Annotated in this window: 20 protein-coding genes; 15 read left to right on the top strand and 5 right to left on the bottom strand. The window is 74.4% G+C overall.

Features of this window, described 5'->3' with window-relative positions; genetic code table 11:
* Nucleotides 1–21: 21 nt before the first annotated feature.
* Genes SM450_RS26285 through SM450_RS26260 form a run of 6 tightly spaced genes read left to right on the top strand, consistent with a single transcriptional unit; the run spans nucleotide 22 to nucleotide 15569 of the window.
* A complete protein-coding gene (locus tag SM450_RS26285) occupies nucleotides 22–5463 on the top strand; it encodes a type I polyketide synthase (RefSeq protein ID WP_474622456.1) in 5442 nt (1813 codons plus the stop codon).
* A 27-nt stretch (nucleotides 5464–5490) separates the two neighbouring features.
* Complete coding sequence (locus SM450_RS26280) at nucleotides 5491–6444, top strand: TauD/TfdA family dioxygenase (RefSeq protein ID WP_474622455.1); 954 nt, start codon at nucleotides 5491–5493, stop codon at nucleotides 6442–6444.
* A gap of 1 nt (nucleotide 6445) precedes the next feature.
* Nucleotides 6446–6634: an MbtH family protein gene (locus SM450_RS26275; protein ID WP_474622454.1), complete on the top strand. Its 189-nt coding sequence runs from the start codon at nucleotides 6446–6448 to the stop codon at nucleotides 6632–6634.
* Nucleotides 6631–9738, top strand: a complete 3108-nt coding sequence (locus SM450_RS26270) for a non-ribosomal peptide synthetase (protein WP_474622453.1) — start codon at nucleotides 6631–6633, stop codon at nucleotides 9736–9738. Before SM450_RS26275 ends, SM450_RS26270 begins: the two co-directional genes overlap by 4 nt.
* Nucleotides 9735–15224 carry an amino acid adenylation domain-containing protein gene (locus SM450_RS26265; RefSeq protein ID WP_474622452.1) on the top strand — a complete coding sequence of 1830 codons (5490 nt, stop codon included), beginning with the start codon at nucleotides 9735–9737 and terminating at the stop codon, nucleotides 15222–15224. The genes SM450_RS26270 and SM450_RS26265 overlap by 4 nt, the downstream gene beginning before the upstream one ends.
* Before the next feature lie 60 nt (nucleotides 15225–15284).
* The gene (locus tag SM450_RS26260; protein ID WP_474622451.1) at nucleotides 15285–15569 is read left to right on the top strand and encodes a DUF2277 domain-containing protein; all 285 of its coding nucleotides are present in this window, start codon (nucleotides 15285–15287) and stop codon (nucleotides 15567–15569) included.
* A gap of 67 nt (nucleotides 15570–15636) precedes the next feature.
* Here the strand turns inward: SM450_RS26260 and SM450_RS26255 are convergent, their stop codons facing one another.
* The gene (locus SM450_RS26255; protein WP_474622450.1) at nucleotides 15637–16197 is read right to left on the bottom strand and encodes a TetR/AcrR family transcriptional regulator; all 561 of its coding nucleotides are present in this window, start codon (nucleotides 16195–16197) and stop codon (nucleotides 15637–15639) included.
* A 108-nt stretch (nucleotides 16198–16305) separates the two neighbouring features.
* On the opposite strand from SM450_RS26255, the gene SM450_RS26250 reads away from it, so the two are divergent.
* The 5 genes from SM450_RS26250 to SM450_RS26230 all read left to right on the top strand — a co-directional run bounded on the left by SM450_RS26250 (nucleotide 16306) and on the right by SM450_RS26230 (nucleotide 20235).
* Complete coding sequence (locus SM450_RS26250; protein ID WP_474622449.1) at nucleotides 16306–17070, top strand: SDR family oxidoreductase; 765 nt, start codon at nucleotides 16306–16308, stop codon at nucleotides 17068–17070.
* A 138-nt stretch (nucleotides 17071–17208) separates the two neighbouring features.
* Complete coding sequence (locus SM450_RS26245; protein ID WP_474622448.1) at nucleotides 17209–17646, top strand: GntR family transcriptional regulator; 438 nt, start codon at nucleotides 17209–17211, stop codon at nucleotides 17644–17646.
* Nucleotides 17643–18563 (top strand): ABC transporter ATP-binding protein, encoded by a 921-nt coding sequence (locus SM450_RS26240; protein ID WP_474622447.1) that lies wholly within the window; start codon nucleotides 17643–17645, stop codon nucleotides 18561–18563. The genes SM450_RS26245 and SM450_RS26240 overlap by 4 nt, the downstream gene beginning before the upstream one ends.
* Nucleotides 18560–19621, top strand: a complete 1062-nt coding sequence (locus SM450_RS26235) for an ABC transporter permease (RefSeq protein WP_474622446.1) — start codon at nucleotides 18560–18562, stop codon at nucleotides 19619–19621. Before SM450_RS26240 ends, SM450_RS26235 begins: the two co-directional genes overlap by 4 nt.
* A gap of 59 nt (nucleotides 19622–19680) precedes the next feature.
* Complete coding sequence (locus SM450_RS26230) at nucleotides 19681–20235, top strand: DinB family protein (protein ID WP_474622445.1); 555 nt, start codon at nucleotides 19681–19683, stop codon at nucleotides 20233–20235.
* Here SM450_RS26230 and SM450_RS26225 read toward each other — a convergent pair.
* From SM450_RS26225 to SM450_RS26215, 3 genes are read right to left on the bottom strand one after another with little or no spacing between them, the layout of a single operon-like run.
* Nucleotides 20181–21398 carry a hypothetical protein gene (locus SM450_RS26225; RefSeq protein ID WP_474622444.1) on the bottom strand — a complete coding sequence of 406 codons (1218 nt, stop codon included), beginning with the start codon at nucleotides 21396–21398 and terminating at the stop codon, nucleotides 20181–20183. The two genes, SM450_RS26230 and SM450_RS26225, sit on opposite strands and share 55 nt — an antisense overlap.
* A complete protein-coding gene (locus SM450_RS26220) occupies nucleotides 21395–21763 on the bottom strand; it encodes an NUDIX domain-containing protein (RefSeq protein WP_474622443.1) in 369 nt (122 codons plus the stop codon). The genes SM450_RS26225 and SM450_RS26220 overlap by 4 nt, the downstream gene beginning before the upstream one ends.
* Before the next feature lie 25 nt (nucleotides 21764–21788).
* On the bottom strand, nucleotides 21789–22409 hold the full coding sequence (locus SM450_RS26215) for a hypothetical protein (RefSeq protein WP_474622442.1): 621 nt from the start codon (nucleotides 22407–22409) through the stop codon (nucleotides 21789–21791).
* A gap of 104 nt (nucleotides 22410–22513) precedes the next feature.
* On the opposite strand from SM450_RS26215, the gene SM450_RS26210 reads away from it, so the two are divergent.
* Together SM450_RS26210 and SM450_RS26205 are read left to right on the top strand one after the other, a co-directional pair.
* Entirely contained in the window at nucleotides 22514–23251 is a 738-nt protein-coding gene (locus SM450_RS26210; protein WP_474622441.1) for a class I SAM-dependent methyltransferase, read from the top strand.
* Nucleotides 23252–23453: 202 nt separating this feature from the next.
* Nucleotides 23454–23948 carry a type II toxin-antitoxin system PemK/MazF family toxin gene (locus SM450_RS26205; protein ID WP_474622440.1) on the top strand — a complete coding sequence of 165 codons (495 nt, stop codon included), beginning with the start codon at nucleotides 23454–23456 and terminating at the stop codon, nucleotides 23946–23948.
* A 58-nt stretch (nucleotides 23949–24006) separates the two neighbouring features.
* Here SM450_RS26205 and SM450_RS26200 read toward each other — a convergent pair whose 3' ends face one another.
* A complete protein-coding gene (locus tag SM450_RS26200; protein WP_474622439.1) occupies nucleotides 24007–24642 on the bottom strand; it encodes a GGDEF domain-containing protein in 636 nt (211 codons plus the stop codon).
* Nucleotides 24643–24864: 222 nt separating this feature from the next.
* Between SM450_RS26200 and SM450_RS26195 the strand changes: the two genes are divergently transcribed.
* Together SM450_RS26195 and SM450_RS26190 are read left to right on the top strand one after the other, a co-directional pair.
* On the top strand, nucleotides 24865–25122 hold the full coding sequence (locus SM450_RS26195) for a DUF397 domain-containing protein (RefSeq protein WP_282281906.1): 258 nt from the start codon (nucleotides 24865–24867) through the stop codon (nucleotides 25120–25122).
* Nucleotides 25123–25229: 107 nt separating this feature from the next.
* A complete protein-coding gene (locus SM450_RS26190) occupies nucleotides 25230–26117 on the top strand; it encodes a helix-turn-helix domain-containing protein (protein WP_474622438.1) in 888 nt (295 codons plus the stop codon).
* Nucleotides 26118–26119 lie beyond the last annotated feature (2 nt).

The following is a 26119-nucleotide window of genomic DNA, read 5'->3' as shown; positions in this document are numbered from 1 at the left end:
CGTGCGAGTGAAGGACCTCCCATGCATAACGACTTTCCCGCCGCCGACGACGGCGTCGAACCCATCGCCATCGTCGGGTTGGCCGCCCGCCTGCCCGGCGCGGCCGACCTCGACGAGTTCTGGCGCAACCTGGTCGACGGCGTGGAGTCGACCACCGAGCTGACCCGCGAGGAGCAGCTCGCCCGGGGCGCCCGCCCGGACGAGGTCGACGACCCGGGCTGGGTGAACCGCGCCCCGCTCGTCGACGGCTACGACGAGTTCGACGCCGGCCTGTTCGGGATGACCGCGCGCGAGACGGAGGTGACCGACCCGCAGCACCGGCTGTTCCTGGAGACCTGCTACACCGCGTTACAGGACGCCGGTTACGACCCGGGCCGCTACGACGGCGCGGTGGGCGTCTACGCCGGCGCCGGCGGCAACACCTACCTGCACCGCCACGTGCTGCGCAACAAGCGGGTCGGCGGCAACCCGCACGGCCTGGTCTCGATCGCCACCGGCACCTCGCCGAACTACGTGGCCACGAACGTCTCCTACCGGCTGGACCTGCGCGGCCCCAGCCTCACCGTGCACACCGCCTGCTCCACCTCCCTCGTCGCGTTCCACCTCGCCTGCGAGGCGCTGCGCAACGGCGAGTGCGACATGGCCCTGGCCGGCGGCGTCAACATCGAGCTGCCGCACGTGGGCTACCTCGGCATGGACGGCTTCACCTCGCCGGACGGGCGGTGCCGGCCGTTCGACGCCGACGCCAACGGCACGGTTTGGGGCAGCGGCGTTGGCGTCACCCTGCTCAAGCGGCTCTCCGACGCGGTCGCCGACGGCGACACCATCCGCGCGGTGGTGCTCGGCAACGCGATCAACAACGACGGCGCCGGTAAGGTCGGCTTCACCGCGCCGAGCATCGACGGGCAGACCGAGGCGGTGGCCCAGGCCGTCGGGCTGGCCGGGATCGACCCGCGCAGCATCAGCTACGTCGAGGCGCACGGCACCGGCACCGCGCTCGGCGACCCGATCGAGGTCGCGGCGCTCTCCGCCGTGTACGGCCGGGACACCGACGACCGGGGCTGGTGCGGCATCGGTTCGGTGAAGTCCAACATCGGCCACCTCAGCCAGCCCTCCGGCATCGTCAGCGTGATCAAGACGGTGCTCGCGATGGAACACGGGCTGATCCCGCCGACCATCAACTACGAGACGCCGAACCCGGCCATCGACTTCGCCGACACCCCGTTCTACGTGGCGAACACGCTTACCAAGTGGGACACCGACGGCGGGCCGCGCCGCGCCGGGGTCAGCTCGTTCGGCATCGGCGGCACCAACGCCCACGTGGTGCTCCAGGAGGCGCCGGCCGCGTACCGGGCCGAGCGGCGGGTCCGCCCGGCGCACCTGCTCCAGGTGTCGGCGAAGACCCCCACCGCGCTGGACGCGGCCGTGCGCCGGCTCGCCGACCACCTGGCCGGCGACAGCGACGGGTCGCTCGCGGACGTCGCGCACACGTTGCGCGTCGGCCGCCAGCCGTACGCCCACCGCGCGGCCGTGGTCGCCGGCGACCCGCAGGCCGCCGCCGCCGCGCTTCGCGACAGGCGCCGGACGCACCGGGGCGACGCCACCACCGCCCCCCGGGTGGGTTTCCTGTTCAGCGGCCAGGGCTCGCAGTACGCCGGGATGGGCGCCGAGCTGTACGCCGAGGACCCGGCGTACGCCGCCGCCGTGGACGAGTGCGCCGAGCTGCTCCGCCCCGAGCTGGGCCGGGACATCCGGGACCTGATCCTCGGCCGCGACCCGGACGCGGCGGCGCTGCTCACCGAGACCCGCTGGACCCAGCCCGCCCTGTTCACCGTCGAGTACGCGCTCGCCGCCGCGTGGCGGGCCGCCGGCGTCACCCCGGCCGCGATGATCGGCCACTCGATCGGCGAGTACGTGGCCGCGACGCTCGCCGGGGTGATCACCCTGCCGGACGCGCTGCGGGTGGTGGCCGCCCGGGGCCGGCTCATGCACGCCCTGCCGGCCGGGTCGATGCTCGCGGTCACGCTCGACGAGTCGGCGGTGGCCGAGCTGCTGCCCGAGGGCCTGTCGGTGGCGACCGTGAACGGCCCCGGCACCTGCGTGGTGGCCGGCGAGACCGCGCTCGTCGAGGCGTTCGCCGAGAGCCTCGGCGGGAAGCACAAGTCCAAGCTGCTGCGCACCTCGCACGCGTTCCACTCGCCGATGACGGACCCGATCCTCGACGAGTTCACCGCGCTGATGGCGGGCGTGCCGCTGCGCCCGCCGGCGGTGCCGTTCGTGTCCAACGTGACAGGCACCTGGATCACCGACGCGCAGGCCACCGACCCGGCGTACTGGGCCGCGCACCTGCGCCGACCGGTCCGTTTCGGCGCGTGCGTGGCCACCCTGCTCGCCGAGGGCGCGTGGGCGCTCGTCGAGTGCGGCCCGGGCCGGCAACTGGCCAACCTGGCCCGGATGCAGGTCGCCAGGGCGGGCGCGGCGCAGCGGGCGTTCACCCCGCTGGGCAGCCTGCCCGGGCCCGGCGAGTCGACAGGTGACCTGGCCACGCTGCTCGGCACGGCCGGCGCGCTCTGGTGCGCCGGGACGGCGGTGAACCTCGCCGCCGACCCCGGCGCGCGGCGGGTGCCGCTGCCCACGTACCCGTTCGAGCGACGCCGCTACTGGATCGAGCCGGACCCGGTGGAGGAGACGGCCGCGACCCCGGCCGAGGCCGGCCCCCGGCCGCTGCCGGAGTGGTTCGCCGTGCCGGTGTGGCGGCAGGTCGCGCCGGCCCGCGCGGTGGAGCCGCTGGGCCGCTGCCTGGTGCTTGCCGACGGTCCGCGCGGCGAGGCGCTCGTCGCCGCGCTGCGGGCCGCCGGCGACGACCCGGTCGAGGTACGCGCCGGCGGCGCGTTCGCGGCCACCGCGACCGGTTTCCGGCTGCGGCCCGGCGACCGGTCCGACGCCGACGCGCTCGTCGCGGCGCTCGGACCGGACCTGCCCCGCCGGATCGTGCACGCGTTCGCGCTCGACGGCGAGCCGGCCGGCACCGACGTGCGGGCCGCCTGGGCCGCCCAGGAGCGCGGCTTCTTCGGCGCGCTGCACCTGGTGCAGGCGCTCGCCGGCGCCGGCCTGACCGCCGAGGAGGCAGGCGTCCGCCTCGACCTGGTCACCGCCGGCATCGGCGACGTGCGCGGCGATGACGTGGTCCGGCCCGAGCACGCCACGCTCACCGGACTGGCCCGGGTGCTCCCGGTCGAGCTGCCCGGCCTCACCGTCCGGCTGCTCGACGCCGACCCGGTCGCGCGCGGCGTGGCCGCCCTCGTGGTGGAGCTGCGCAGCCCGGTCGACCCGGAGCACCCGGAGGTGGCGCTGCGCCGCGACCGGCGCTGGGTGGGCGGCTACGAGCAGGTGACCGTGGGGCCCGAGGACGAGCCGGGCGTGCTGCGCGAGGAGGGCCGCTACCTGATCACCGGCGGTCTCGGTGGCATCGGTGTCACCCTGGCCGAGGACTTCGCGGTCCGGGCCCGCGCCAAGCTGGTGCTGCTGGCCCGCTCCGGCCTGCCCGAGCGGGACGACTGGGACGCGCACCTGGCGGTGCACGGCGGCGCGGACCGGGCCGGCCGGGCCATCGCGGCGATCCGCCGGATGGAGGCCGCGGGCGCCGAGGTGCTTGTGCTCGCCGTCGACGTCACCGACCCGGACGACCTGCGCGGGGCCCGCGCCGAGGCGGAGCGCCGCTTCGGTGGGCTGGACGGCATCGTGCACGCCGCCGGTCTGCCCGGCGGGGGCATGGCCGAGGTGAAGGAGCGGGCCGAGGCGGAGCGGGTGCTCGCGCCGAAGCTCGCCGGCACGCTGGCCCTGGCCCAGGTCTTCGGCGACCTGCCGCTCGACTTCGTGGTGCTCTGCTCCTCGGTCACGGCGGTGATCGGCGGGTTCGGCCAGGTCGACTACTGCGCCGCGAACAACGTCCTGGACGCCTTCGCGCGCTCCGGCGCCGGTTTCCGCGCGCCTGTGGTGTCGCAGAACTGGGGCGGCTGGGCCGAGGTCGGCATGGCGGTGGAGACCGCCGCGCCGGCCGCCTTCCGGGCCGCCGGGCGGGACACCGTGACAAGCGCGGTCAACCACCCGGTGCTGACCACCATGGTCATCGGCCCGGACGGCGCCGTGCTGCACGGTCTCGTCGCGGCGGACACCCACTGGCTGCTCGACGAGCACCGGATCGGCGGCGTGCCTGTGGTGCCGGGCACCGCCCACCTGGAGTCGGTGCGCGCCGCCGTGGTCGCCGCGCTGCCCGCGCCGGCGCCGGACGCCGCGGTGGAGCTGCGCGACGTGGTGTTCCTGGAGCCGTTCGGCGTGCCGGACGGCTCCGTCGCGCAGTACCGGGTCGAGCTGGCCCCGGCCGAGAACGGCGTGGACTTCACCGTGGCCAGCCTCACCGCCGGCCGGTCGCGTACGCACGTGCGGGGCACGGCCGGCTGGACCACCGAGGCCGCGCCGCCGGCCGCGCCGGCCGAGGTCGCCGGCCGGCGGGTCGACGACGACGCCTCGTTCGGGCACGGTCGCACCAGCATGCTCACGTTCGGGCCGCGCTGGGCCGCGCTCACCGAGCACCACCTGGGCGAGGGGGAGGAGTTGGCCCGGGTGGAGGCGCCCGCCGCCGCGCGGGACGACCTGCCCGCCTGGGGGCTGCACCCGGCGCTGCTCGACGTGGCCACCGCGTTCGGCCGGGGCCAGGGCGCCGGCACCTACCTGCCGCTGTCGTACGGCCGGATCGTGGTGCGCGGGACGCTGCCGGAGACGTTCCACAGTCACCTGCGCCACCGGCCCGCCGCCACCGACGAGGTGGTCGCCGCCGACCTGTCGCTGCGCGACCCGCACGGCCGGGAGCTGGTCGCGATAAGCGACTTCGTGCTGCGCCGGGTGGACCGGGGCGCGGTCGCCGGCACCCTGGCCGAGACCCCGGCGACCGACGAGCCGGCCCCGGTCACCGAGGACATCCGGCCGGTGGACGGCGCGGAGGCGTTCCGCCGCAGCCTCGGCGCCGGCCTCGGCGCGCAGGTGGTGATCGCCACCCGCGCGGTGGCCGACATCCGGCGCCGGGCCGCCCGGGTCACCACGGACAGCCTGGCCGGGGAGACCGACGCCCCGGCCGGCGCGCCGGGCGCCACCGGTGGCTCGGCCGCGCCCGGCACCGACCTGGAGCGGACCATCGCGCAGGTGTGGCGCGACGGCCTCGGCGTCACAGACGTCGGCGTGGACGACGACTTCTTCGCCCTCGGCGGCAACTCGCTCGTCGCCGTGCAGCTCATCGCCGCGATGCGGAAGGCGACCGGGGTGCGACTGCCGATGCGCAGTCTCTTCGAGACCCCGACCGTGGCCGGCCTGGCCGCCCGCATCGAGGAGCTGCGCGCCGAGGCGCCCGCCGACCCGTCGACCGCGCCGGCGGCGATCCCGGCCATCCCGCGGCTACCCCGCGGCTGACCCGACCCAACAAGGAGACACCGCATCATGAGCGAGACAACCGCCACGCTCCCGGTGGTCGTGGAGAACGACGGTCGGGCGCTCACCGACCTCATCGCGGCCCGCCGCGCCGAGCTGCGGGACACCCTCGTCGCCCACGGCGGGCTGCTGTTCCGCGGCTTCGACGTCGGCGGCGTGGACGGCTTCGACGCCGCCGTGCGCGCGCTGGCCGGCGAGCCGTTGACCTACACCGAGCGTTCCTCGCCCCGGCACTCCATCTCCGGACGGGTCTACACCTCGACCGACTACCCGCCGGACGAGGAGATCTTCCTGCACAACGAGAACTCCTACCAGGCGCGCTGGCCGCTGACGCTGTTCTTCTGGTGCGTCACCCCGCCGCTGACGCTCGGAGCCACCCCGCTGGCCGACGTGCGCCGGGTGTACGAGCTGATCGACCCCGCGGTGCGGGAGGAGTTCGTCAGGCGTCGCTGGATGCTGGTCCGCAACTTCCACGGCGACTTCGGCACCCGCTGGCAGGAGGTGTTCAACACCGAGAGCCGCGCCGAGGTCGAGGCGTACGCGGCGGCGAACGGGATCACCGTGGAGTGGGTCGGCGCGGACGGCCTGCGGACCCGCGCGGTGCGCGACGTCGTGCACCACCGGCCCGGGTCGGACACCCCGCGCTGGTTCAACCACGCCACGTTCTTCCACCTCAGCACGCTTCCGGCGGACTACCAGGAGGGCCTGCTGGCCATGTTCGGCGCCGACGGGCTGCCGTCGAACACCTACTACGGCGACGGCGGCGAGATCCCCGCCGACGTCATGGACCACCTGCGCGCCGCCTACCGGGCGGCCACGGTCCGCTTCGACTACGAGCGCGACGACGTGCTCGTGGTCGACAACATGACCGCCGCGCACGGCCGGGAGCCGTTCACCGGCCCGCGAAAAATCGCCGTGGCGATGGCCGAGGCGTACACCCCCGACACCGCTGGAGCGAACTGAGATGGCCGAACCCCGATTCCTTGTCGTCCGCAACGACGAGGAGCAGTACTCGATCTGGTCGGCCGACCGGGACCTGCCCGCCGGCTGGCACGACACCGGCTTCGCCGGCGGTCGCGACGAGTGCCTGGCCCACGTGGACGAGGTCTGGACCGACATGCGTCCCCGTTCGGTGCGCGAGGGGCTCTCATGAGCCAGGAGTGGACCTTCCCGGCCTCGTACGCCCAGGAGCGGGTGTGGATGGCCAACCAGCTCGACGCCGGCTCGCCGGTGTTCAACATCTCCGTCCCGTGGGCCGTCCCGGCCGGGGCGGACGCCGCCACGGCCACCGCCGCGCTGGACCGGGTGGTGGCCCGGCACGAGGCGCTCCGCACCCACCTGCGGGTCGACGACGGCGCGCTGGTGCAGGTGGTGCGCGCCCACGAGCCGGTCACGCTGCCCACCACCGACCTTAGCCACCTGCCCGCCGGCGACCGGCCGGCCGCGTTCGAGCGGCTCCGGACCGAGCTGGTCCGCACCCCGATCCCGCTCGACGCGCCGCCGCTGTGGCGGGCCCGCCTGGTCGACCTCGGCGACACCCGGAGGTTGCTCTTCGTGGTGCACCACGCCGTCTTCGACAGCCACTCGGCGGTGCTGTTCCACGCCGAGCTGACCGCGTCCACCGGCGCCGAGCCCGTCGTGCCCGAGCTGCCCATCCAGTACGCCGACTTCGCGGTCTGGGAGCGCGAGCAGCTCACCGGCGACGAACTGGACCGGCAGCTCGCGTTCTGGACCGGTCACCTGGCCGGCGCGCCGCCGGTCACCGGCCTGCCGCTTGACCGGCCCCGCCCGGCCCAGCTCGGATTCGCCGGTGACGAGGTGCGCTTCACGCTGCCCGACGGGCTGCTCGACCGGATCGGCGCGCTTGCGGTCGGCGCGCAGGCCACGCCGTACATGGTGCTGCTGGCCGGCTTCGCGGCGCTGCTGTCCCGGATCTCCGGCGACACCGACGTGGTGGTCGGCGTCTCCACCGCGGGCCGTGACAACCCCGAGCTGGCGCCGCTGATCGGCATGTTCGTCAACCCGGTGGCGCTGCGCTGCGACGTCTCCGGCGACCCGACCTTCGCCGACCTGCTCGGCCGCGTGCGCAACGGCCTGATCGACGCCATGGAACACGGCCGGACCCCGTTCCAGAAGATCGTCGAGGCGGTGGCCCCGCAGCGGGACCCGTCGGTGCAGCCGATCTTCCAGACCGCGCTGAACTGGATCCCGGACTCCGGCCTCGACCCGGCGGAGCTGGGCACCACCAAGGACGACCTGGCCTTCGACATCACCGGCGGGGAGTGCCGCCTGGTCTACCGGACCGCGCTGTTCGACCGGGCGACCGCGGAGACGGTGGCGCGTCGCTACGCGCGGCTGCTCGCCGCCGCGGTGGCCGAGCCGGAGCGGACGGTCGGCGCGCTGCCGCTGCTCACCGACGACGAGCGGGACCTGGCGCTCGACGCCTCGACCGGCGACGCGCGGGAGGTGCCGGCGACCACTGTGGTCGACGAGGTGCGGCGGCAGGTCGCCGCCACCCCGGACGCCGTGGCGCTTGACTGCGACGGCGTGACGCTCAGCTACGCCGAGCTGGACACCGCGGCGAACCGGCTGGCCCGGCTGCTGGTGGCCCGGGGCGCCGGCCCGGAGACCCGGGTCGCGCTGGTCCTGCCCCGCTCCTGCGAGCTGGTGGTGGCGCTGCTCGCGGTGCTGAAGTCCGGCGCCGCGTACGTGCCGGTGGACCCCGCCTACCCGGCCGCGCGGATCGCCTACCTGTTGGCGGACGCCAGCCCGGCGCTTGTGGTGGCGATGCCGGACACCGCCGCGCTGGCACCAGGCGACGCGCTCGTGCTCGACGGTGAGGTCGGCGCGGACCAGCCCGGCGACGACCTCACCGACGCCGACCGGGTCACCCCGCTGCGCCCGGAGCACCAGGCGTACGTGCTGCACACCTCCGGCTCCACCGGCCGGCCGAAGGGCGTGGTGGTCGCGCACCGCGCGGTGACCGCCTACCTGGCCTGGGCCCGCGCGGCCTACCCGGGCCTGGCCGGCGTGGCGCTGCTGCACTCGCCGGTGTCGTTCGACCTCACCGTCACCGGGCTGCTCGGCACGCTCACCGCCGGTGGCACGGTGCGGCTGGCCGCGATCGACTCGCCCGCCGCCCGGGCCGGGGGCCGACCGTCCTTCCTCAAGGTCACCCCGAGCCACCTGCCACTGCTCGACGCCGACCTGTCGCCCACCGCCGACCTGGTGATCGGCGGCGAGGCGCTCACCGGCGAGCAGCTCGCCGGCTGGCGGGCCGCGCACCCCGAGGTGGCGGTGACGAACGAGTACGGCCCGACCGAGGCCACCGTCGGCTGCGTCGCGGCCCGGATCGCCCCCGGCGCGCCGCTGCCCCCGGGTCCGGTGCCGATCGGCACGCCCGCGCCGAACACCGGAGCGCTGCTGCTCGACGGCGCGCTCCAGCCGGTGCCGCCGGGCGTGGTCGGCGAGCTGTACGTCACAGGCGTCCAACTCGCCCGCGGCTACCACGACCGGCCCGGCCTCACCGCCGAGCGGTTCCTGCCCTGCCCGTACGGCCCGCCCGGCGCCCGGATGTACGCCACCGGCGACCTGGCCCGCCGGCGTGCCGACGGCACGCTCGACTACCTGGGTCGCCGTGACGACCAGGTCAAGGTCCGCGGCATGCGGATCGAGCTGGGCGAGGTCGAGGCCGCGCTGCTGGCCCACCCGGACGTGCGGGCCGCCGCCGCGGCGGTACGCGCCGACAACGGCGATCCGACGCTCGTCGGCTACGTCGTGGGGCCGGCCCGGGAGGACTCGGTCCGCGCCGAGCTGGCCCGCGAGCTGCCGGCGCATCTGGTGCCGGCCGCCCTGGTCCGCCTCGACGCGCTGCCGCTGACCCCCAACGGCAAGCTGAACCGGGCCGCGCTGCCCGCCCCGGCGGCCGGCGGGCCGGCGCGGGACAGCTACGTCGCGCCGCGCACCGAGGCCGAGGCCCTGGTCGCCGAGGTGTACGCGGATATCCTCCAGGTGGAGAAGGTCGGCGCGCTCGACAACTTCTTCGCCCTCGGCGGCAACTCGCTGCGCGGCATGCGGGCGATGGCCCGGATCCGGGCCGAGGTGGACGTCGAGCTGCCCATGCGGGCGCTGTTCGGCAGCCCCGTGGTGGCGGACCTGGCCGCCCAGATCGAACAGCTGATCGCCGCCGAACTCGACGGGCTCTCCGACACCGAGGTCGCCGCGCTGCTCGCGGCGGAAGAGGACACCAACTCATGACCGACCTGAAGGATCCGGCCCGCGAGGCGGCCCGGCAGGCGCTCGTCGCCCGCCGGCTACGCGCCCGCCACGGCGCCGCCCCCGCGGCCCGGATCACCCCTCGGCCGGACGGCGCGCCGGTGCCGCTGTCGTACGCCCAGGAACGGGTCTGGTTCATGGACCAGCTCGCGCCGGGCGAGGCCGCGTACCACATCGCGGTGCCGATGCGGGTGCGCGGACCGCTCGACGTCGACGCGCTGCGCGCGGCCCTGGCCGCGCTCGGCGCCCGGCACGAGTCGCAGCGGGCCCGCTTCCCGGCCGACGCCGACGGCCGTCCGACCGTGGTGATCGCCGAGACGCCGGACATCCCGCTCACCGTGGTGGAGGCGGCCGACGAGGCCGCCGCGCAGGCGCTCGTCGACGCGGCGGCGGCCGAGCCGTTCGACCTGGCGCACGGGCCGCTGCTGCGCGCCCTGCTGATCCAGGTCGCCGCCGATCATCACGTGCTCTTCCTCGGCCAGCACCACATCGTCGGCGACGGCTGGTCGGTGGACGTGCTGCTGCGCGACCTGATCACGCTCTACCGCGGTGGCGAGCCGCCGGCCCTGCCGATCCAGTACGGCGACTTCGCCGTCTGGGAGGCGCGGGAGCTGGACGGGGAGCGGGCCCGGTCGCACGTGGACTACTGGAAGCAGCGCCTCGCCGGGATCACCCCCCTCGAACTGCCGCTGGACCGGCCCCGCCCGGCCACCCAGACCTACCGGGGTGACTTCGTCGAGTTCCAGCTCGACCCGGCGGCCACCGAGGCGCTGCGCGCGCTCACCCGGGACAGCGGCGGCACGCTGTTCATGACGCTGCTGGCGGCGTACCAGGTGCTGCTGGCCCGGCACGCCGGGCAGGACGACTTCGCCGTCGGCGCGTCGGTGGCCGGCCGGTCCGCGCCGGAGCTGGAGGACGTCGTCGGCATGTTCGTCAACATGCTGCCGCTGCGCGCCGACCTGGCCGGCGACCCGACCTTCACCGAGTTGCTGGCCCGCACCCGGCCTACCGTGCTTGACGGCTTCGAACACGCCGAGGTGCCGTTCGCGAAGGTCGTGCACGAGCTGGGGCTGCCGCGCGACGTCAGCCGCTCACCCGTGTTCCAGACCATGTTCGTGCTCCAGAACTACGAGATGGGCCGGTTCCGCGGCGTGTCCGGGGCCGACGACGTCACGTTCGCGTGGACCCCGATGGAGCTGAAGGCGACCCGGTTCGACTTCGAGCTGCACGCGGTGGAGACCGTCGACGGGCTCTGGGGCAAGCTGGTCTTCAACACCGACCTGTTCGACCGGGCCACCGTCGAGCGGATGGCGCAGCGGTGGACCACCCTGCTGCACGCGGTCCTCGCCGCGCCGGACACCCCGATCTCCCGGCTGCCGCTGCTGCCCGACGCCGAGCGGGCGCTGCTGGCCGGCTGGAACGACACCGCGGCGGACTTTCCGCACGCGCAGACGCTGCACGTCCCGATCGAGGAGCGCGCCGCCACCACCCCGGACGCGGTCGCGGTCACCATCGACGGGCACAGCCGCACGTACGCGGAGCTGAACGCGGACGCCAACCGGATCGCACACCGGCTGCGCGCGGTCGGCGTCGGCCCGGAGACGCTCGTGGGGGTGTGCGCGGAACGCTCGGTCGAGCTTGTCGCCGGCCTGCTCGGCGTGCTCAAGGCCGGCGGCGCCTACCTGCCGCTGGACCCGGAATACCCGGCCGACCGGCTGGCCTTCATGGTCACCGACGCGGACGCGCCCGTGGTGCTGACCCAGCGGCGCCTGCGCGACGTGCTGCCGGCCACCGACGCCACCGTGCTCGACCTGGACGACCCGGCGGTCTGGGCCGACCAGCCGGCCACCGACCCGGCGCCGCTCGCCGGGCCGGCGCACCTGGCGTACGTCATCTACACCTCCGGGTCCACCGGCCGGCCCAAGGGCGTGCCGAACACCCACCGGGGCATCGTCAACCGGCTCGACTGGATGCAGAAGACGTACGGTCTCGGCGCCGACGACGCGGTGCTCCAGAAGACCCCGGCGAGCTTCGACGTGTCGGTCTGGGAGTTCTTCTGGCCGCTGCGCACCGGCGCCCGCCTGGTGCTCGCCACCCCCGGCGGGCACAAGGACGCCGGCTACCTGCGCGACCTGCTGGTGTCCGAGCGGATCACCACCGCCCACTTCGTGCCGTCGATGCTCACCGTCTTCCTGGCCGAGGACGGCGTCGAGGCGGCCACCGCGCTGCGCCGGGTGATCTGCTCCGGCGAGGAGCTGCCGCTGGCCACGGCGGTCGACTTCACCGCCCGGCTGCCCCGGTGCGGCCTGCACAACCTCTACGGCCCGACCGAGGCGGCCATCGACGTCACCGCGTGGGAGTGCGAGCCGGCACGGCTGGCCGAGGTGAGCGCGGTGCCGATCGGCGCGCCGATCGCCAACCTGCGGCTGCACGTGCTCGACCCGTCCGGCGCCCGCTGCCCGGTCGGCGTCGCCGGTGAGCTGCACATCGGCGGCGTCGGGCTGGCCCGCGGCTACCACCGCCGGCCGGCCCTGACCGCGGAGCGGTTCGTCCCCGACCCGTACGCGGCCGAGCCGGGCGCCCGCCTCTACCGCACCGGGGACCTGGCCCGCTGGGTCGTCGGGCCGGACGGCGCCGGAGTGATCGAGTTCCTCGGCCGGATCGACCACCAGGTGAAGCTGCGCGGCCTGCGCATCGAGCTGGGCGAGATCGAGAGCGCGTTGCGCGGGCAGCCGGGTGTCACCGAGGCCACGGTGATCGTCCGGGAGGACAGCCCGGGCGACAAGCGGCTCACCGCGTACCTGGTCGGGCCGGCCGAGCACGCCGCGCTGAAGGCGGCGCTGAAGGACACGCTGCCGGAGTACATGGTGCCGGCCGCGTTCGTCACGCTCGACGCGTTGCCGCTGACCCCCAACGGCAAGCTCGACCGCAGGGCGCTGCCCGCCCCGGTGGTCACCCGCGAGGCGTCGGTGGCGCTCGTCGAGCCGCGCGACGACACCGAGCGCGCGCTCGCCGTGATCTGGTCCGAGGTGCTGGGCGTCGACACGCTCGGCATCGACGACGACTTCTTCGACCTGGGCGGGCACTCCATGCTCGCCACCCAGGTGGTGGCGCGGATCCGCAAGGCCGAACTGGGCGGCCGGGCGGTCGGCGTGATGGACCTGTTCCAGCAGCGCACCATCCGCGAGCTGGCCGTGTTCGTCGCCGGCGACGCCGCCCAGGAGGGGCCGCGCCGCCTGCTCTACGAGCTGACCAGGCCGATCCCCGCCGGCAAGCGGGTGCTCACCTACGTCTGCGTCCCGTACGGCGGCGGCAGCGCCATCGTCTACCAGCCCCTGGCCGACGCGCTTCCGGCCGGGCACGCGCTGTGGTCGCTCGCCATCCCCGGTCACGACGTCGGTCTCAGCGAGGACGCGCTGCCGTTCGACGAGCTCACCACCCGGGTCGCCGACGAGATCATGGAGCGCGTCGAGGGGCCTCTCGCGCTCTACGGTCACTGCGGCGTGGGCAGCGCCATCGTCGCCGAGGTGGCCCGCAAGGTGGAGGCGGCCGGTCGGGACCTCGCCGCCGTCTACATCGGCGCGATGTTCCCGTTCGCCCGCCCGAAGGGCGTGTTCTCAGCCGCCCGCAACCGGCTGGAGCAGCTCCGCAGCAACAAGCACTACGCGAGCTGGCTCAAGTCGATGGGCGTGGACACCGACGAGCTGGACCCGGAGCAGGCCGACCGGATCATCAGCAACATGCGGGCCGACTCCCGCGCCTCGGAGGAGTACTTCACCGGGCTGCTGGACCGGCAGGCGACGAAGCTGCGCGCGCCGATCGTCTCGGTGGTCGGCTCCGAGGACCCGGTCACCGACTACCACCGCGAGCGGTACGCCGAGTGGCAGTTCCTCAGCGACACGCTCGGGCTTGTCGTCCTCGACCAGGCCGGGCACTTCTTCCTGAAGTACCGCGCCGAGGAACTGGCCGAGATCGTCAACCGGGTGCATCCCGCGGTGGTGGCCGGTGACGTCACCGCGCTCGACCCGCAGGCCCGGGGCGAGGACGCCGGCTGGGCGGTGCACGACACGCTGCGGGTCGGTACGGGCGGGCCGCCGGCCGCCACGGTGAAGCCGAGCATGGGCCGGTTCCTGGCCGTCACGGTCGGGCAGCTCGTCTCCAGCACCGGCTCCGCGCTCACCGCGTTCGCGCTGCCGATCTGGCTGTTCAGCCGGACCGGCTCGGTGGCCGACCTCGGCCTGCTCTGGGCGCTCGCGCTGATCTGCGGCGTGCTCATGCTGCCGGTGGCCGGCGCCCTTGTCGACCGGGTCAGCAGGCGTCGGATCATGATGCTGGCGAGTTCCGTGGCCGGTTCGGTCCAACTGGTGCTGGCCGCCCTGCTGTGGACCGACAACCTGGTGCTCTGGCACATCTATCTGCTTGTGGCGTTCAGCTCGGTGGCCGGGTCGTTCCAGCGGATCGCGTTCCAGTCGGCGGTGCCGCAACTGGTGCCGAAGCGCTACCTCGGCCACGCCATGGGCATCACCCAGCTCTCCACAGGCGTGGCCACGCTGCTGATGCCGGCGTTCGCCGCCGGCCTGCTCGCCGCGATCGAGCTGAAGGGCATCCTGGTCGTCGACGTGGCCAGCTACGTGGTGGCGATCCTCACCCTGGCCGTGGTGCGCTTCCCGGACCTGCTCGGCTGGCGGCCCCGGGAACGGCTGCTGGTGGCCATCGCGAACGGTCTGCGCTACTCCTGGCGGCACCGTGGGTTCCGGCTGATGCTCGGCTACTTCGCGCTCGGCAACGTCTTCCTCGCGCCGGCGCTTGTGCTCACCACCCCACTGGTGCTGTCGTTCGGCAGCCCGACCCAGGTGGCGCAGGTCGCGCTGGCCGAGGCGGTGGGCGCGGTGCTCGGCGGCGTGCTCATGTCGCTGTGGGGCGGGCCGCGCAAGCGGCGGATGATCGGCGTGCTGATCGGCAACCTGGGCACCGCGATCGGCTGCGTGTTGATCGGCCTGGACGCGTCGATCGTGATGATCTGTGTGGGCTTCTGCTGGCTGGCCATGGCGATGACCACCGCGCAGTCGATCTACGCGACGATCGTCCAGGTGAAGGTGCCGCAGCGCTTCCACGGCCGGGTGTTCAGCCTGAACCAGACCATCTCCTGGTCCACGCTGCCGATCGGGTTCGCGCTGCTCGCGCCGGCCGCCACCGCCCTGTTCGAGCCGATGCTCGCCCCGGACGGCACCCTCGCCGGCACCGTGGGCGAGGTGATCGGCACCGGTCCGGGCCGCGGCATCGGCTTCGCGTACGTCTGCTTCGGGGTGGTCCTGATCCTGATCACCGTGGGCGGCTTCGCGATCCGGCTGCTGCGCCGCTTCGACCTGGAGGTCGAGGACTCCCTGCCCGACGACCTGATCGGCGCCCAGGAGCGGGAGAAGCGCCTGGCCGCCAAGGCGGAGGCCCGGGAGGCCGTCCCGGTCTGACCTCACCCTGTCAAGCGCCGGGGCGGTGCGGGTGTCGGACCGGGCTGGCATGGTGGAGGCATGTGCCGCAACATTCGCGTGCTCCACAACTTCGAGCCGCCCGCGACCGATGACGAGATCGAAGCCGCCGCCCTGCAGTACGTGCGCAAGGTCAGCGGCGCCACCCGGCCGTCCGCGGCCAACGAGGAGGCGTTCGACGAGGCGGTCCGCGCGGTCACCGAGGCCACTCGGACCCTGCTGGACCACCTCGTGACGAAGGCGCCCTCCCGGGACCGCGAGGTGGAGGCCGCGAAGGCGAAGGCGCGCGCGGCCGAACGGTACGGCCCGCGGGCGGCGACGTCCTGAGCCGATCCGGCTCCCACCAACACCCGTGGTCCACCATCGCGGTCCGGGCCCGGCGCGGTCCTGTCGCTCACGGGTGTGCCGGCGTCCCGCCGGCCGCGGCCTGGTCGCCGAAGGCCGCCGCGAACGCATGTGTGATCAGGTCGGCCAGGTCGTCGCGGCCGTCGTCCTCCGCCCACCGGACCAGCGCGGTGTGCATGGCGGCGAGGCAGGCGCTGGCCGCCGCCGCGGCGTGGAAGGCCGCCTCCGGGGTGTCGCCGTCGCCGAGGCCGTCCACGATTGCCTGTTGCAGCACGTAGTGGTTGTCCAGGTGCCGGGCGCGCAGGGCGGGCGTCGAGATCATCAGCCGTAGGCGGGCCAGCAGGAACCTGTCGTCGCCCTCGCTAAGCGTGCGTGCCGAGTCGACGAGCGCGGCGCCGATGCGGCGGACGAGCGGTTGCCCGGCCGGCGTCGCGGCGATCCGCTCGGCGACAAGCGGGCCGTTCTGGTCGACGAGCACGAGATCTTCCTTCGTCGGGAAGTGCCGGTAGACGGTCATCGGTGAGACGCCCGCCGCCTCGGCGACGTCGTTCACGGTCGTGCCGTCGTAGCCGCGCTCGACGAACAACCGCACCGCATGCGCCTGGATCATGCGCTGCGTATCGGCCCGCCGTTGCTCCCGCAGCGTTGAGTGCCGCCCATCCATCTGGTAGACACTATCAGCCTGATAGTTACTACCAGTTTGGGAGCGGCTCACATCATGAGTGAACTTGTCGGCAGGACGGCGCTTGTCACCGGCGCGTCGCGCGGCATCGGCCAGGCCATCGCGGTCCGGCTGGCGGCGCGGGGCGCCGTCGTCATCGCCCACCACGGCACCGGCGCGGACGGCGCGACGGAGACGATCGACCAGATCACGCGCGCCGGCGGCACGGCGTACGCCGTCGGCGCGGAACTGGGCGTCGACGGCGACGTCGACACGCTGTTCGCGGGTGTCCAGGAGCACCTGGCCGGGCGGCCTCTCGACATCCTCGTCAACAACGCGGCGGCGCCACCCGCCGGACCGCTCGGCGTCACCACGCCCGCCGCGTTCGACCGGCTGTTCGCGGTCAACGTGCGGGCGCCGTACTTCATCATCGAACGGGCGCTGCCCCTGCTCCGCGACGGCGGCCGGATCATCACCCTCTCGTCCGTGGCGACCCGGATGGCAAACGCCACCCAGACCTCGTTCGCCATGACCAAGGGCGCGGTCGAGACGATGACCCTGACCCTGGCCAACCAGCTCGGCGCCCGGGGCATCACGGTGAACGCGGTCGCGCCGGGCGCCACCCGGACCCCGGCCAACGGGCCGGTCTTCGAGACGCCCGGCCTGGTCGAGCTGATCACCGGCATGACGGCGCTCGACCGGCTGGGTGGCCCCGGGGACGTCGCCGACGTGGTCGCGTTCCTCGCCTCCGACGCCGCGCGGTGGATCACCGGCCAGGTCATCGACGCCAGCGGCGGCCTGTTCCTGGGCCCCCGCCCCTGACGTGCAAGGCGGGGGCCCTTATTAACGCCTCCGGTAGAGGCGGGGCCCCCTTTTAACACGCCGGATCGTGACTACGCGATTCTTGTCATACTGGTTAGCTGGTGTTCTACTAGAGCAGAACAATCTGGAGGACATCAGGTGATCAACTTTCATGTCGACCGGTCCAGCAGCGTTCCCGCGTACGCGCAGCTGGTGCGGCAGGTGCGCGAAGGTCTCCGGATCGGGACGCTGCGGCCGGGGGATCAGCTCCCCACCGTGCGCAGCGTGGTGACCTCGTGCACGGTCAACCCGACCACCGTGCTCAAGGCCTACCGGGAGTTGGAGCTGTCCGGCCTGGTCGAGGCGCGGCAGGGCGCGGGCACCTTCGTCAGCGGCACGCTCGGCCACGCCGATCCGCACGTCATGGCCCGGCTTCGCGGCAGCCTGGCCCGCTGGCTCGACCAGGCGCGTGAGGCCGGGCTGGAGGACGAGGACGTCCAGGCGCTGCTCGCCTCGGTGATCGTCGAGAACTCCACCCGCCGGGCCGCGACGCCGGCGCCGGTCGCGGGCCGCGGGAAGAAGGAGGGCGCGGCATGACCGATCGGTCCGTCGCCGTGGAGGCCCGCGACGTGAGCCGGCGCTACGGCAGCGTGTGGGCTCTGCGGGAGTGCAGCTTCCGCTTGCCCGCCGGCCGCATCATCGCGCTTGTCGGCGCGAACGGCGCGGGCAAGTCGACGCTGATGAGCATCATCGCCGGCACGTTGGCGGCCACCGGCGGCTCGCTGCTGGTCCACGGCCGGCCGGTGGTGCGGGGCAGGTCCGGCGACGAGGGCGGTTCCGCCGGCAGTCGGGTCGCGATCCTCGCCCAGGACAAGCCGCTCTACCGGGACTTCAGTGTGTCGGACATGCTCCGCTTCGGCAGGTCGACCAACCGGGTGTGGGACCAGCGGCGGGCGCTGTCCTGGCTGGAACGCTTCGACATCCCCATGGACCGCCGCTGCGGCAGGCTCTCCGGCGGGCAGCGGGCGCAGGTCGCGCTGGCGGTCGCCCTGGGTTCCCGCCCGGCGGTGCTGTTGCTCGACGAGCCGCTGGCGAATCTGGACCCGGTGGCCCGCACCGAGGTGACAGGCGAACTCATGGCGGAGGCCGCCGACGGTGACATGACCGTCATGCTGTCCACCCACATCATCGCCGAGCTCAGTGGTGTCGGGGACCATCTGCTGCTGCTCGACGCGGGCCGTCCCGTGCTCACCGGCGATGTCGAGGAGTTGCTCGACAGCCACGTGCGGATGACCGGGCCGCGCGCGGACCAGCCACCCGGCCCGGGCGTCATCGTCCAGGCGCGGCACACCGACCGCCAGTCCACGTTCGTGCTCCGGCGGCCGGCGACCCCGACGGCGCACGCCATGGTCGCGCCCGGCTGGGCGGCCCAGCCCCTCACCCTGGACGAGCTGATCCTGACCTACCTCAGGGCGTCGGCCACGGAATCCCGCAATCTGGAGGCGGTCTCATGAACGTGGTCGTCGACACGGCCCCCGCGCAGCGCCAGGAGGATGCCGGGTCCGGCGCGGGGCTTCGCGGCCTGCTGTGGCTGACCTGGCGCCAGCACCGCTGGACCCTGGTCGCCACGCTCGTCCTGGCCGGGGTCCTGGCGGGTTGGATGACCTACCTGTCGATGGAGCTGACCGACCTGTGGCACCAGTGCCACCAGACGTTCTGCCCGGAGACGTCCCCGCAGGGCCGGCGGCTCGGCGGGTCCGCACCCCTGAGCCTGACCCTGGCCGCCCTGGAGCGGCTGGTGCAGTACATGCCGCTGCTGGTCGGCCTGTTCATCGGCGTTCCGGTGCTCAGCCGGGAGCACGAGCAGCGGACGCTGTTGCTGGCCTGGAGCCAGGACGTCTCTCCGACGCGCTGGCTGTGGACCAGGCTCGGCGCGCTCGGCCTGTTCGTGGCAGCGGTGACGGCGGTCGTCGGCGTCGTGAGCGACCACCTCCAGCGGACGACCGCCCTGGTCGGCCCGGTGACGCTCTTCGACTACCTGCCGTTCCTGAACACCGGGATGCTGCCGGTGGCGATCAGCGTCGCCTGGTTCGCGGTCGGCGTCGCGCTCGGCGCCGTGATCAGACGCACGCTCCCCGCCGTGTTCGTCGTGATCGCGGGCTTCATCGGCCTGACCTACCTCGTCCAGTGGCGCTATCCCACCCTGATGGAGCCGCTGTCCGTGCACCGCCCCATCGGCGGGCCGAACCTCGATGTGCTTCGCGGCAACGCCCTGGTCGTCGACGGCGGCATGATCGACTACGGCATCGACGGGCCGTCCGGCGCGTTCACCGCCTCCGGGCGCGAGCTCACCGGCGTCGAGCTGCAACGCCTCTGCCAGCCCGACAACGGCACCGGCGAGACGCTCGCCTGCTTCGCGGACAACCACCTTGAGCAGCACCTGCTGTACCAGCCGGGCAGCCGGATCCCGGACTTCCACCTGATCGTCGCGTCCGGCTACCTGGGTCTGACCGTGCTGGCCCTGCTCGCCGTCTGGTGGATCGTCCGCCGCACCGACCTCAGCGCGGGCTGACCCCGGTCCGTCGACAGAACGGGACCCTCGCCGGGACGACGGTCTGGAATGCTTCGCTCATGCCCTCCTTTCCGCCCACCTTCGCGGACCGGGTCGTCGCGTTGCCGGCCCGCGCCCAGTTCGAGGCGTTCCTCGACGAGCACCGTGACGCGCTCAACGCCTGCCTGGACGGGCTGACCGAGGAACAGGCACGCCGATCGTTGGTGGCCTCCCGGACCACGCTTCTGGGTCTGGTGAAACACGCGACCTTCGTGGAGAAGGTCTGGTTCGACCAAGCCGTCACGTGCCGGTCGCGGGCCGAGATCGGCATCCCGGAGGACTCCGGGGAGTCCTTCGTCCTCGACGCCGACGACACGATCCCCGCCGTCCGGCGGGCGCACCGCGACGCCTGCGCGGCGTCCCGCCGGGCCACGTCCGCCCTGGGGCTGGACGACATCCTTCGTGGGCACCGGCGGGGCCCGCTTCCGCTGCGGTGGGTGTATCTGCACGTGCTGCGCGAACTCGCGCAGCACTGTGGACACGCGGACATCCTCCGCGAGCAGATCCTCGACGGTGGTCGTCAGCCGGCCTCGTCGGCGGGCACGTCCTCCGGGTCGGCGACCCAGGCGGAGTAGACCGGAAGGCCGTGCCAGGGGCCGCCCGCCGCGTCCGTGGCCACCGCGACCACCGCGTACGGGTGGCCGAAGCGCAGGTCGGCGATGCGCGCGACGCCCTCCGGCGGCAGCCCGGCCACCATCCCGAACGCGGTCACCGCGGCGGCCTCGAAGCCGTAGCGGCCGAACCGCGCCACCGCCGACTGCGCCGCGGAGAACGGCGGCTCGACCAGCCCGAGCAGCTCACCCAACGCGCGGGCCGCCGCGTCGAAGCCGAACCCGGGCGGCGTGAGGTCGTGTCGGCTCCGCGCCGCCCAGCACGGCAGCACGGCGGCGGCACGCTCCTCCCGGCCGTCCCGGGCGAACGTGCGGGTCGGCTCCTCGCGCACCGCCCACAGCGGGCTCTCGCCCAGCGGCAGGTCGAACAGCGACCGGCGGCCCGGCACCGGCCCGTCCGGGACGGTGGCGGCGGCCACGGCCAGGTCCCACGCGGTGGCCAGCACCTCGCCGGCCGGCACGCCCGGCGCGGCGGCCACGGACACCACGAGCATTCCCGCCCCGTCGTCGTCAGACCGGGCCGGCGCCACGTGCACCGCGACGTCACCGGCCCGGTCGGTGGCCGACACCCAGCAGCGGTGCCCGACCGGGGGCGTCCGGAGCACCTGCCGCAGCCGGCCGGCCCAGGCGCTGTCCGCGCCCAGCTCCGCGCCCGGCGCCACCTCGAACGGATCGGCCCAGGACAAGCGGGTGGCAAGCGCGCTGGCCAACACGAGCAGCGTCTCCGGGGCGACGTCGACCGGGAACCGATCGATCAGTCCGCCGGTGCGCTCCCGGGCCCAGGCGTCAAGCGCCGCCTGGTCGGGCAGCGGGCCGCGCTCGGTGTGCGCGGGCAGGGAGGCCCGCCACTCGGCCAGTTCCTCGAACGGCGTCCGTTCCCACAGCGCGGTGGCCGCCGCGACCATCGGGTGCGGCGCGGCGAGCAGCGCCCGGGCCGCCGCGGCGGCGTCGTCCGGGTCGACGCCGAGCGCCTCGGCGAGCGACGACCGGGCCTGTCCGGTGGCGGCCGGGCCGGTCAGCGCCAGCAGCAGCCAGGCGCCGAGCGGCGAGGCGACGTGGTGGGTCTCACCGGCGGCGCGGTGCAGCCGCTCGGCGTAGTGGGCCAGGGGTGCGTGGAGAGGAATCACCGCTCCACTCTGCCCGCTGACGCGCCCACCGGCACGCCGGTCAGGACCACAGCTCGAACGGTTCGTCGATCTCCTCGCCGGCGAGGAACGCCGGCAACAGTGCCGGCAGGCCGCCGCCGCCAGCTCGGCGCGCCGATGTCGTCCGGCGTCACCACGATGCCGGTCTCCTCGCGCAGCTCGCGCACCGCCGCCTCCCGGTACGTCTCGCCCGGGTCCAGCCCGCCGCCGGGTAGCTCCCACCACACCCCCAGGTCGGGGTGCTCCGGGTCGCGGGTGTGGAACAGCAGGAGCCGGTCGGCGGCGTCGAGCACCACCACCCGCACCGCGCTTCGCTCGAACAGCGGCAGATCGCTCGGCAACTCCATGCCCGCAGCCTAAGGAGGGCCCCGCTCAACGCCTCCGGTGAAGGAAGGGGCCCCTCTCCGCACCGGGCTTGACGACCGGCGCGACCCGCTCCGTGCCGCAGCCCGGGCAACGCACCCGGACTCCGGCCGGGGCACCCGGCGCGCGCAGCCGCTGGCCGCACCGGCAGGCGAACACCACCGACCGCACCATCCGCAGGTACTCCGCCCGGTCCCGGCGGGGCCACCGGCCGTGGCAGCGCCGGCAGACCCGCGGCGGGAAGCTGTGGTACCAGGCCATCCCGGCGGCGCCCGCCACCATCACCGTGCCGGACGCCACCAGACCCAGCGGCGCGGCCAGTCCGGGCAGCGCCGCCGTCAGGTCACCCGCCCAGGCGTCACGCACCCCGAACGCGACGAGGAGCACGGCCACGGGTACGCCGAGCACGGTCGCGGCGAATCCCCAGACGAACGTCAGCAGCGAGAGTACGAACACCGCCGTCGCCGACGGTGGCGCCCACCGTGCCACGCCGTACCCGCCGCAGCGCGGGCAGTCCGGCGGGGCCAACTGCGGCGCCGACCGCAGCACCTTCGGGACGACCCAGGTGAGGAGCATCCTCAACAGCTCCTCGGCGAGCTTCTTCACCAACTCCTGCACCAGACCACCCACGGCTGTCCTCCTCACCTCCGCTCATCGTCGCCGTCGGGCGCCGGCCCGGCGGGCGCGGCGCGTGACGGGCATCCGACATCGCCCGAACCTGGGAGGATGGCGGCATGTCGCAACTGTTCGGGGAGACGGCCGACACCTACCACGAGGCGCGACCGGGCTACCCGGTCGAGGTCGCCGACGCCGTCCGCGACTACCACGGCGGGCCGCCCGACACCCTGGTCGAGGTCGGCGCCGGCACCGGCCTGGCCACCGCGACGCTGCTCGCCCTCGGCGCGGCCACCACCTGCGTCGAGCCGGACACCCGGATGGCCCGGGTGCTCGCCCGGCGGTTCCCGGGCGTGCAGGTGGTGACGGAGAGCTTCGAGCGGTGGAGCCCACCGGTCGGCGGCGTCGACGTGCTTGCGTGCGCGATGGCGTGGCACTGGCTCGACCCGGCCACCCGCAACCAGCGCGCCCGCGACGCCCTGCGCCCGGGCGGCACGCTCGCCGTCCTCGGCCACCGCTACGCCTACGTCGAGGCGGAGCAGGCCGAGGCGATCCGGGCCGCGTTCGCCTCCGCCGACCCCGGCGACCGGGGTGACCGGCCCGACGGCTGGTTCCACGACGACATCGCCGACAGCGGCTGCTTCACCGACGTGCGGCTGTCCCGGTTCCGTCGCGCGGTGCCGCTGGACACCGCGGCCTACCTGCGGCTGGTCGGCACGTTCTCGCCGCAGCTGCGCCGCCCGCCCGAGCTGCGCGAGCGGGTCCGCGCCGCGGTCGGCGCGGCGGTCGACGGCTTCGGCGGCACCGTCGTGCTGGACCTGCGCACGACGCTGGCCCTGGCCCGCCGTCCGGCCTGACCGGTCGCCCTGATCGGCCGGCGCGCGCCCGACCGGGGCCGCTGCCGGCCACGGCCGGGGCGAGTCCTCGCCCGGCCGGGGCGATCCGCCGCCGGGGCCGGGGCGAGTCGCCGCTGCCCGGCAGCGCCGGGGCACGGTGGTGAACCGGGCGGCGCGACCGCCACCGGATTCCGCCGCGCACCGGCGGGATAGGCTGCCCGCCGTGGCAGGACTGTTGAGGAACGTGGCGTCCCGGCTCGGCCGGATCACCGGGGGCGCCGCCGCGCCGAACCGCACCGGCGGGCCGATTCCGGCCCAGCCCGCCCGGCGCCGTCAGGTCAGCGCGTTGCAGCGCCGCGAGCTGTCGTACGCGCCGGAGCCGGACGGGCAGGCGGACCCGGGCGAGATCGTGTGGACCTGGGTGCCCTACGAGGACGATCCCCGGCAGGGCAAGGACCGTCCGGTGCTTGTGGTGGGCCGGCACAGCCGCACGCTGTTCGGGCTGATGCTGTCCAGCCAGAGCGACCGGGACGGCCAGCGGCACTGGCTGTCACTCGGCCCGGGGGAGTGGGACCGGGAGAAGCGGCCCAGTTGGGTGCGTCTCGACCGGGTGCTCACCATGCGCGAGGACAGCATCCGCCGGGAGGGCGCGGTGCTGGACCGGCCCCGGTTCGACCGGGTCGGCCAGGCGTTGCGCGCCGGCTACGGCTGGCGCTGACGCGGCGGCGTGGGCCGGTCGCGGCTGGCGCTGACGCGGCGGCGCGGGCCGGCCCCGGTCAGTGCTCGGCGACGAGCTGGCGGTGGGAGGGGGCGACGCCGAGCGTCTTCGCCTCGTACATGGCGGCGTCGGCGCGGCAGAGCGCGTCGGTGAGATGGGCGGGGCCGTGCACCGGGGCGAGCCCGACGGAGGCGGTGACCCGGATGCTGCGACCGCCGAGTGGGATCGGCGCGGCGAGCGCCTCGCAGAGCCGGCGGGTGGCGTGCTCGATCCACCGCCGGTCGGTCGTCGGGCAGGCCAGCAGGCCGGCGAACTCGTCGCCGCCGAGCCGGGCCACCAGGTTGTTGCCGGCGAAAGCGGCGAACCGCTGGGCCGCGCTGATCAACACCTGGTCCCCGGCGGCGTGCCCGTAGCGGTCGTTCACCTGCTTGAACCCGTCGAGGTCGAGGACCACCGCCACCAGCGGTTGGCCGGCGGGGTCGGTGAGCAGGGCGGCGGCCAGCCGGAAGAAGGCGCGGCGGTTGGGCAGGCCGGTGAGCGGGTCGTGGCTCGCGGCGTGCCGTTCGGCGGCAAGCTCGGCCTGGAGCAGTTCGATTTCGGCCTCGGCGCGCACGGCCCGCCGGCGCATCTGCCAGGCGGACATCAGGGCGCCGGCGGCGGAGATGCCGGAGGCGACGGTCATCGGATCCGGCACGCGTCCTCCTCACCGCAGTCCCCGGCCGCGCGGGGCGGCTTCCGGGGGCCGGGTTCGGGTCACCGAACGTGAGCGACCCGGCACACCGTACGTTCGGTTATCATGCTCGCAGTCCATTGCAGATGCAATAGCAGATGCACGTGCATCTCATTCCTCAGTCGACAGACGTCGCCACCCACCGCTCCTCCCCGCGGCCTCGGCTGGCCTTCCCGAAGGACGCCCATGCAACCGCCTCCGAACGGCGTACCCGTGCCCCACCTGCCCCCGATGAGGTGGTTGAAGAGCCGCCGCAGCAATCCCAGCGGCAACTGCGTCGAGCTGGCCGAGCTACCCGGCGGCAGCGGCATCGCGGTGCGCAACTCCCGGCACCCCGAGGGGCCGGCGCTGATCTACACCGTCGACGAGATCGCGGCGTTCGTGCTCGGCGCCCGGGACGGGGACTTCGACCACCTCATCCCGCCGTCCCGTACACGGGACTGATTCGCCCGTCCGGAGGAGTTCACCTCACTGTCGGTTCATGGCATGCTTACTCGTCGGCCGGGGCGGGCGCCCGGTCCGGGAGCGGCCGGGATGCGAGGGGCGGTCAGGTGACGACGGTGCCTGTCGAGGGCGGACCGACAAGCGGTCCGACAGTGCTGCGCATGCTGCTCGGGGCGCAGCTACGCCGGCTGCGGGAGGGCGCCGGGGTCAGCCGGGAGAGCGCCGGCTGGGAGATCCGCTCCTCCGAGTCCAAGATCAGCCGGATGGAGCTGGGCCGGGTCGGCTTCAAGGAGCGTGACGTGGCCGACCTGCTCACGCTCTACGGGGTCACCGCGCCGCACGACCGGGACGCGCTGCTCAAGCTCGCCCGGGACGCGAACAGCCCGGGCTGGTGGCACCGCTACAGCGACGTGCTCCCCGCCTGGTTCCAGTCCTACCTCGGGCTGGAGGCGGCCACCGCGCTGATCCGCACGTACGAGGTGCAGTTCGTGCCCGGCCTGTTGCAGACCGCCGCGTACGCGCGGGAGGTGATCCTGCTCGGGCATCGCGGCGCGACGGCGGCGGAGCTGGATCGCCGGGTCGACCTGCGGATGGAGCGCCAGGGGCTGCTGCGCCGCGCGAACCCCCCGCAGCTTTGGGCGGTGCTGGACGAGGCCGTGCTGCGCCGGCCGATCGGCGGCGCCGCGGTGATGCGTGAGCAACTGGACGCGCTGATCGAGGCGACCGCCGCGCCGCACGTGCGGCTCCAGATCGTCCCGTTCACCGCCGGCGGGCACGCCGCCGCCAGCGGCGCCTTCAGCATCCTGCGCTTCGGCGACGAGGACCTGCCCGACGTCGTCTACATCGAGCAGCTCACCAGCGCCATCTACCTCGACAAGCGCGACGACCTCGACTACTACGCGGAGGCGATGGAGCGGCTGTGCGTCGAGGCCGCGCCGCCGGAGCGCACCCGCGAGCTGCTGGCCCGCATCCGCGACGAGCTCTACCCGGCCTGACC

This window comes from Micromonospora marincola (assembly GCF_056150385.1).
This window is presented reverse-complemented; position numbering and strand designations above follow the sequence as displayed.

Coding starts and splice junctions, on each gene's coding strand:
- SM450_RS26285 (WP_474622456.1), top strand. CDS start 22: ATGCATAACGACTTTCCCGCCGCCGACGACGGCGTCGAACCCATCGCC.
- SM450_RS26280 (WP_474622455.1), top strand. CDS start 5,491: ATGAGCGAGACAACCGCCACGCTCCCGGTGGTCGTGGAGAACGACGGT.
- SM450_RS26275 (WP_474622454.1), top strand. CDS start 6,446: ATGGCCGAACCCCGATTCCTTGTCGTCCGCAACGACGAGGAGCAGTAC.
- SM450_RS26270 (WP_474622453.1), top strand. CDS start 6,631: ATGAGCCAGGAGTGGACCTTCCCGGCCTCGTACGCCCAGGAGCGGGTG.
- SM450_RS26265 (WP_474622452.1), top strand. CDS start 9,735: ATGACCGACCTGAAGGATCCGGCCCGCGAGGCGGCCCGGCAGGCGCTC.
- SM450_RS26260 (WP_474622451.1), top strand. CDS start 15,285: ATGTGCCGCAACATTCGCGTGCTCCACAACTTCGAGCCGCCCGCGACC.
- SM450_RS26255 (WP_474622450.1), bottom strand. CDS start 16,197: ATGATCCAGGCGCATGCGGTGCGGTTGTTCGTCGAGCGCGGCTACGAC.
- SM450_RS26250 (WP_474622449.1), top strand. CDS start 16,306: ATGAGTGAACTTGTCGGCAGGACGGCGCTTGTCACCGGCGCGTCGCGC.
- SM450_RS26240 (WP_474622447.1), top strand. CDS start 17,643: ATGACCGATCGGTCCGTCGCCGTGGAGGCCCGCGACGTGAGCCGGCGC.
- SM450_RS26235 (WP_474622446.1), top strand. CDS start 18,560: ATGAACGTGGTCGTCGACACGGCCCCCGCGCAGCGCCAGGAGGATGCC.
- SM450_RS26230 (WP_474622445.1), top strand. CDS start 19,681: ATGCCCTCCTTTCCGCCCACCTTCGCGGACCGGGTCGTCGCGTTGCCG.
- SM450_RS26220 (WP_474622443.1), bottom strand. CDS start 21,763: ATGGAGTTGCCGAGCGATCTGCCGCTGTTCGAGCGAAGCGCGGTGCGG.
- SM450_RS26210 (WP_474622441.1), top strand. CDS start 22,514: ATGTCGCAACTGTTCGGGGAGACGGCCGACACCTACCACGAGGCGCGA.
- SM450_RS26195 (WP_282281906.1), top strand. CDS start 24,865: ATGCAACCGCCTCCGAACGGCGTACCCGTGCCCCACCTGCCCCCGATG.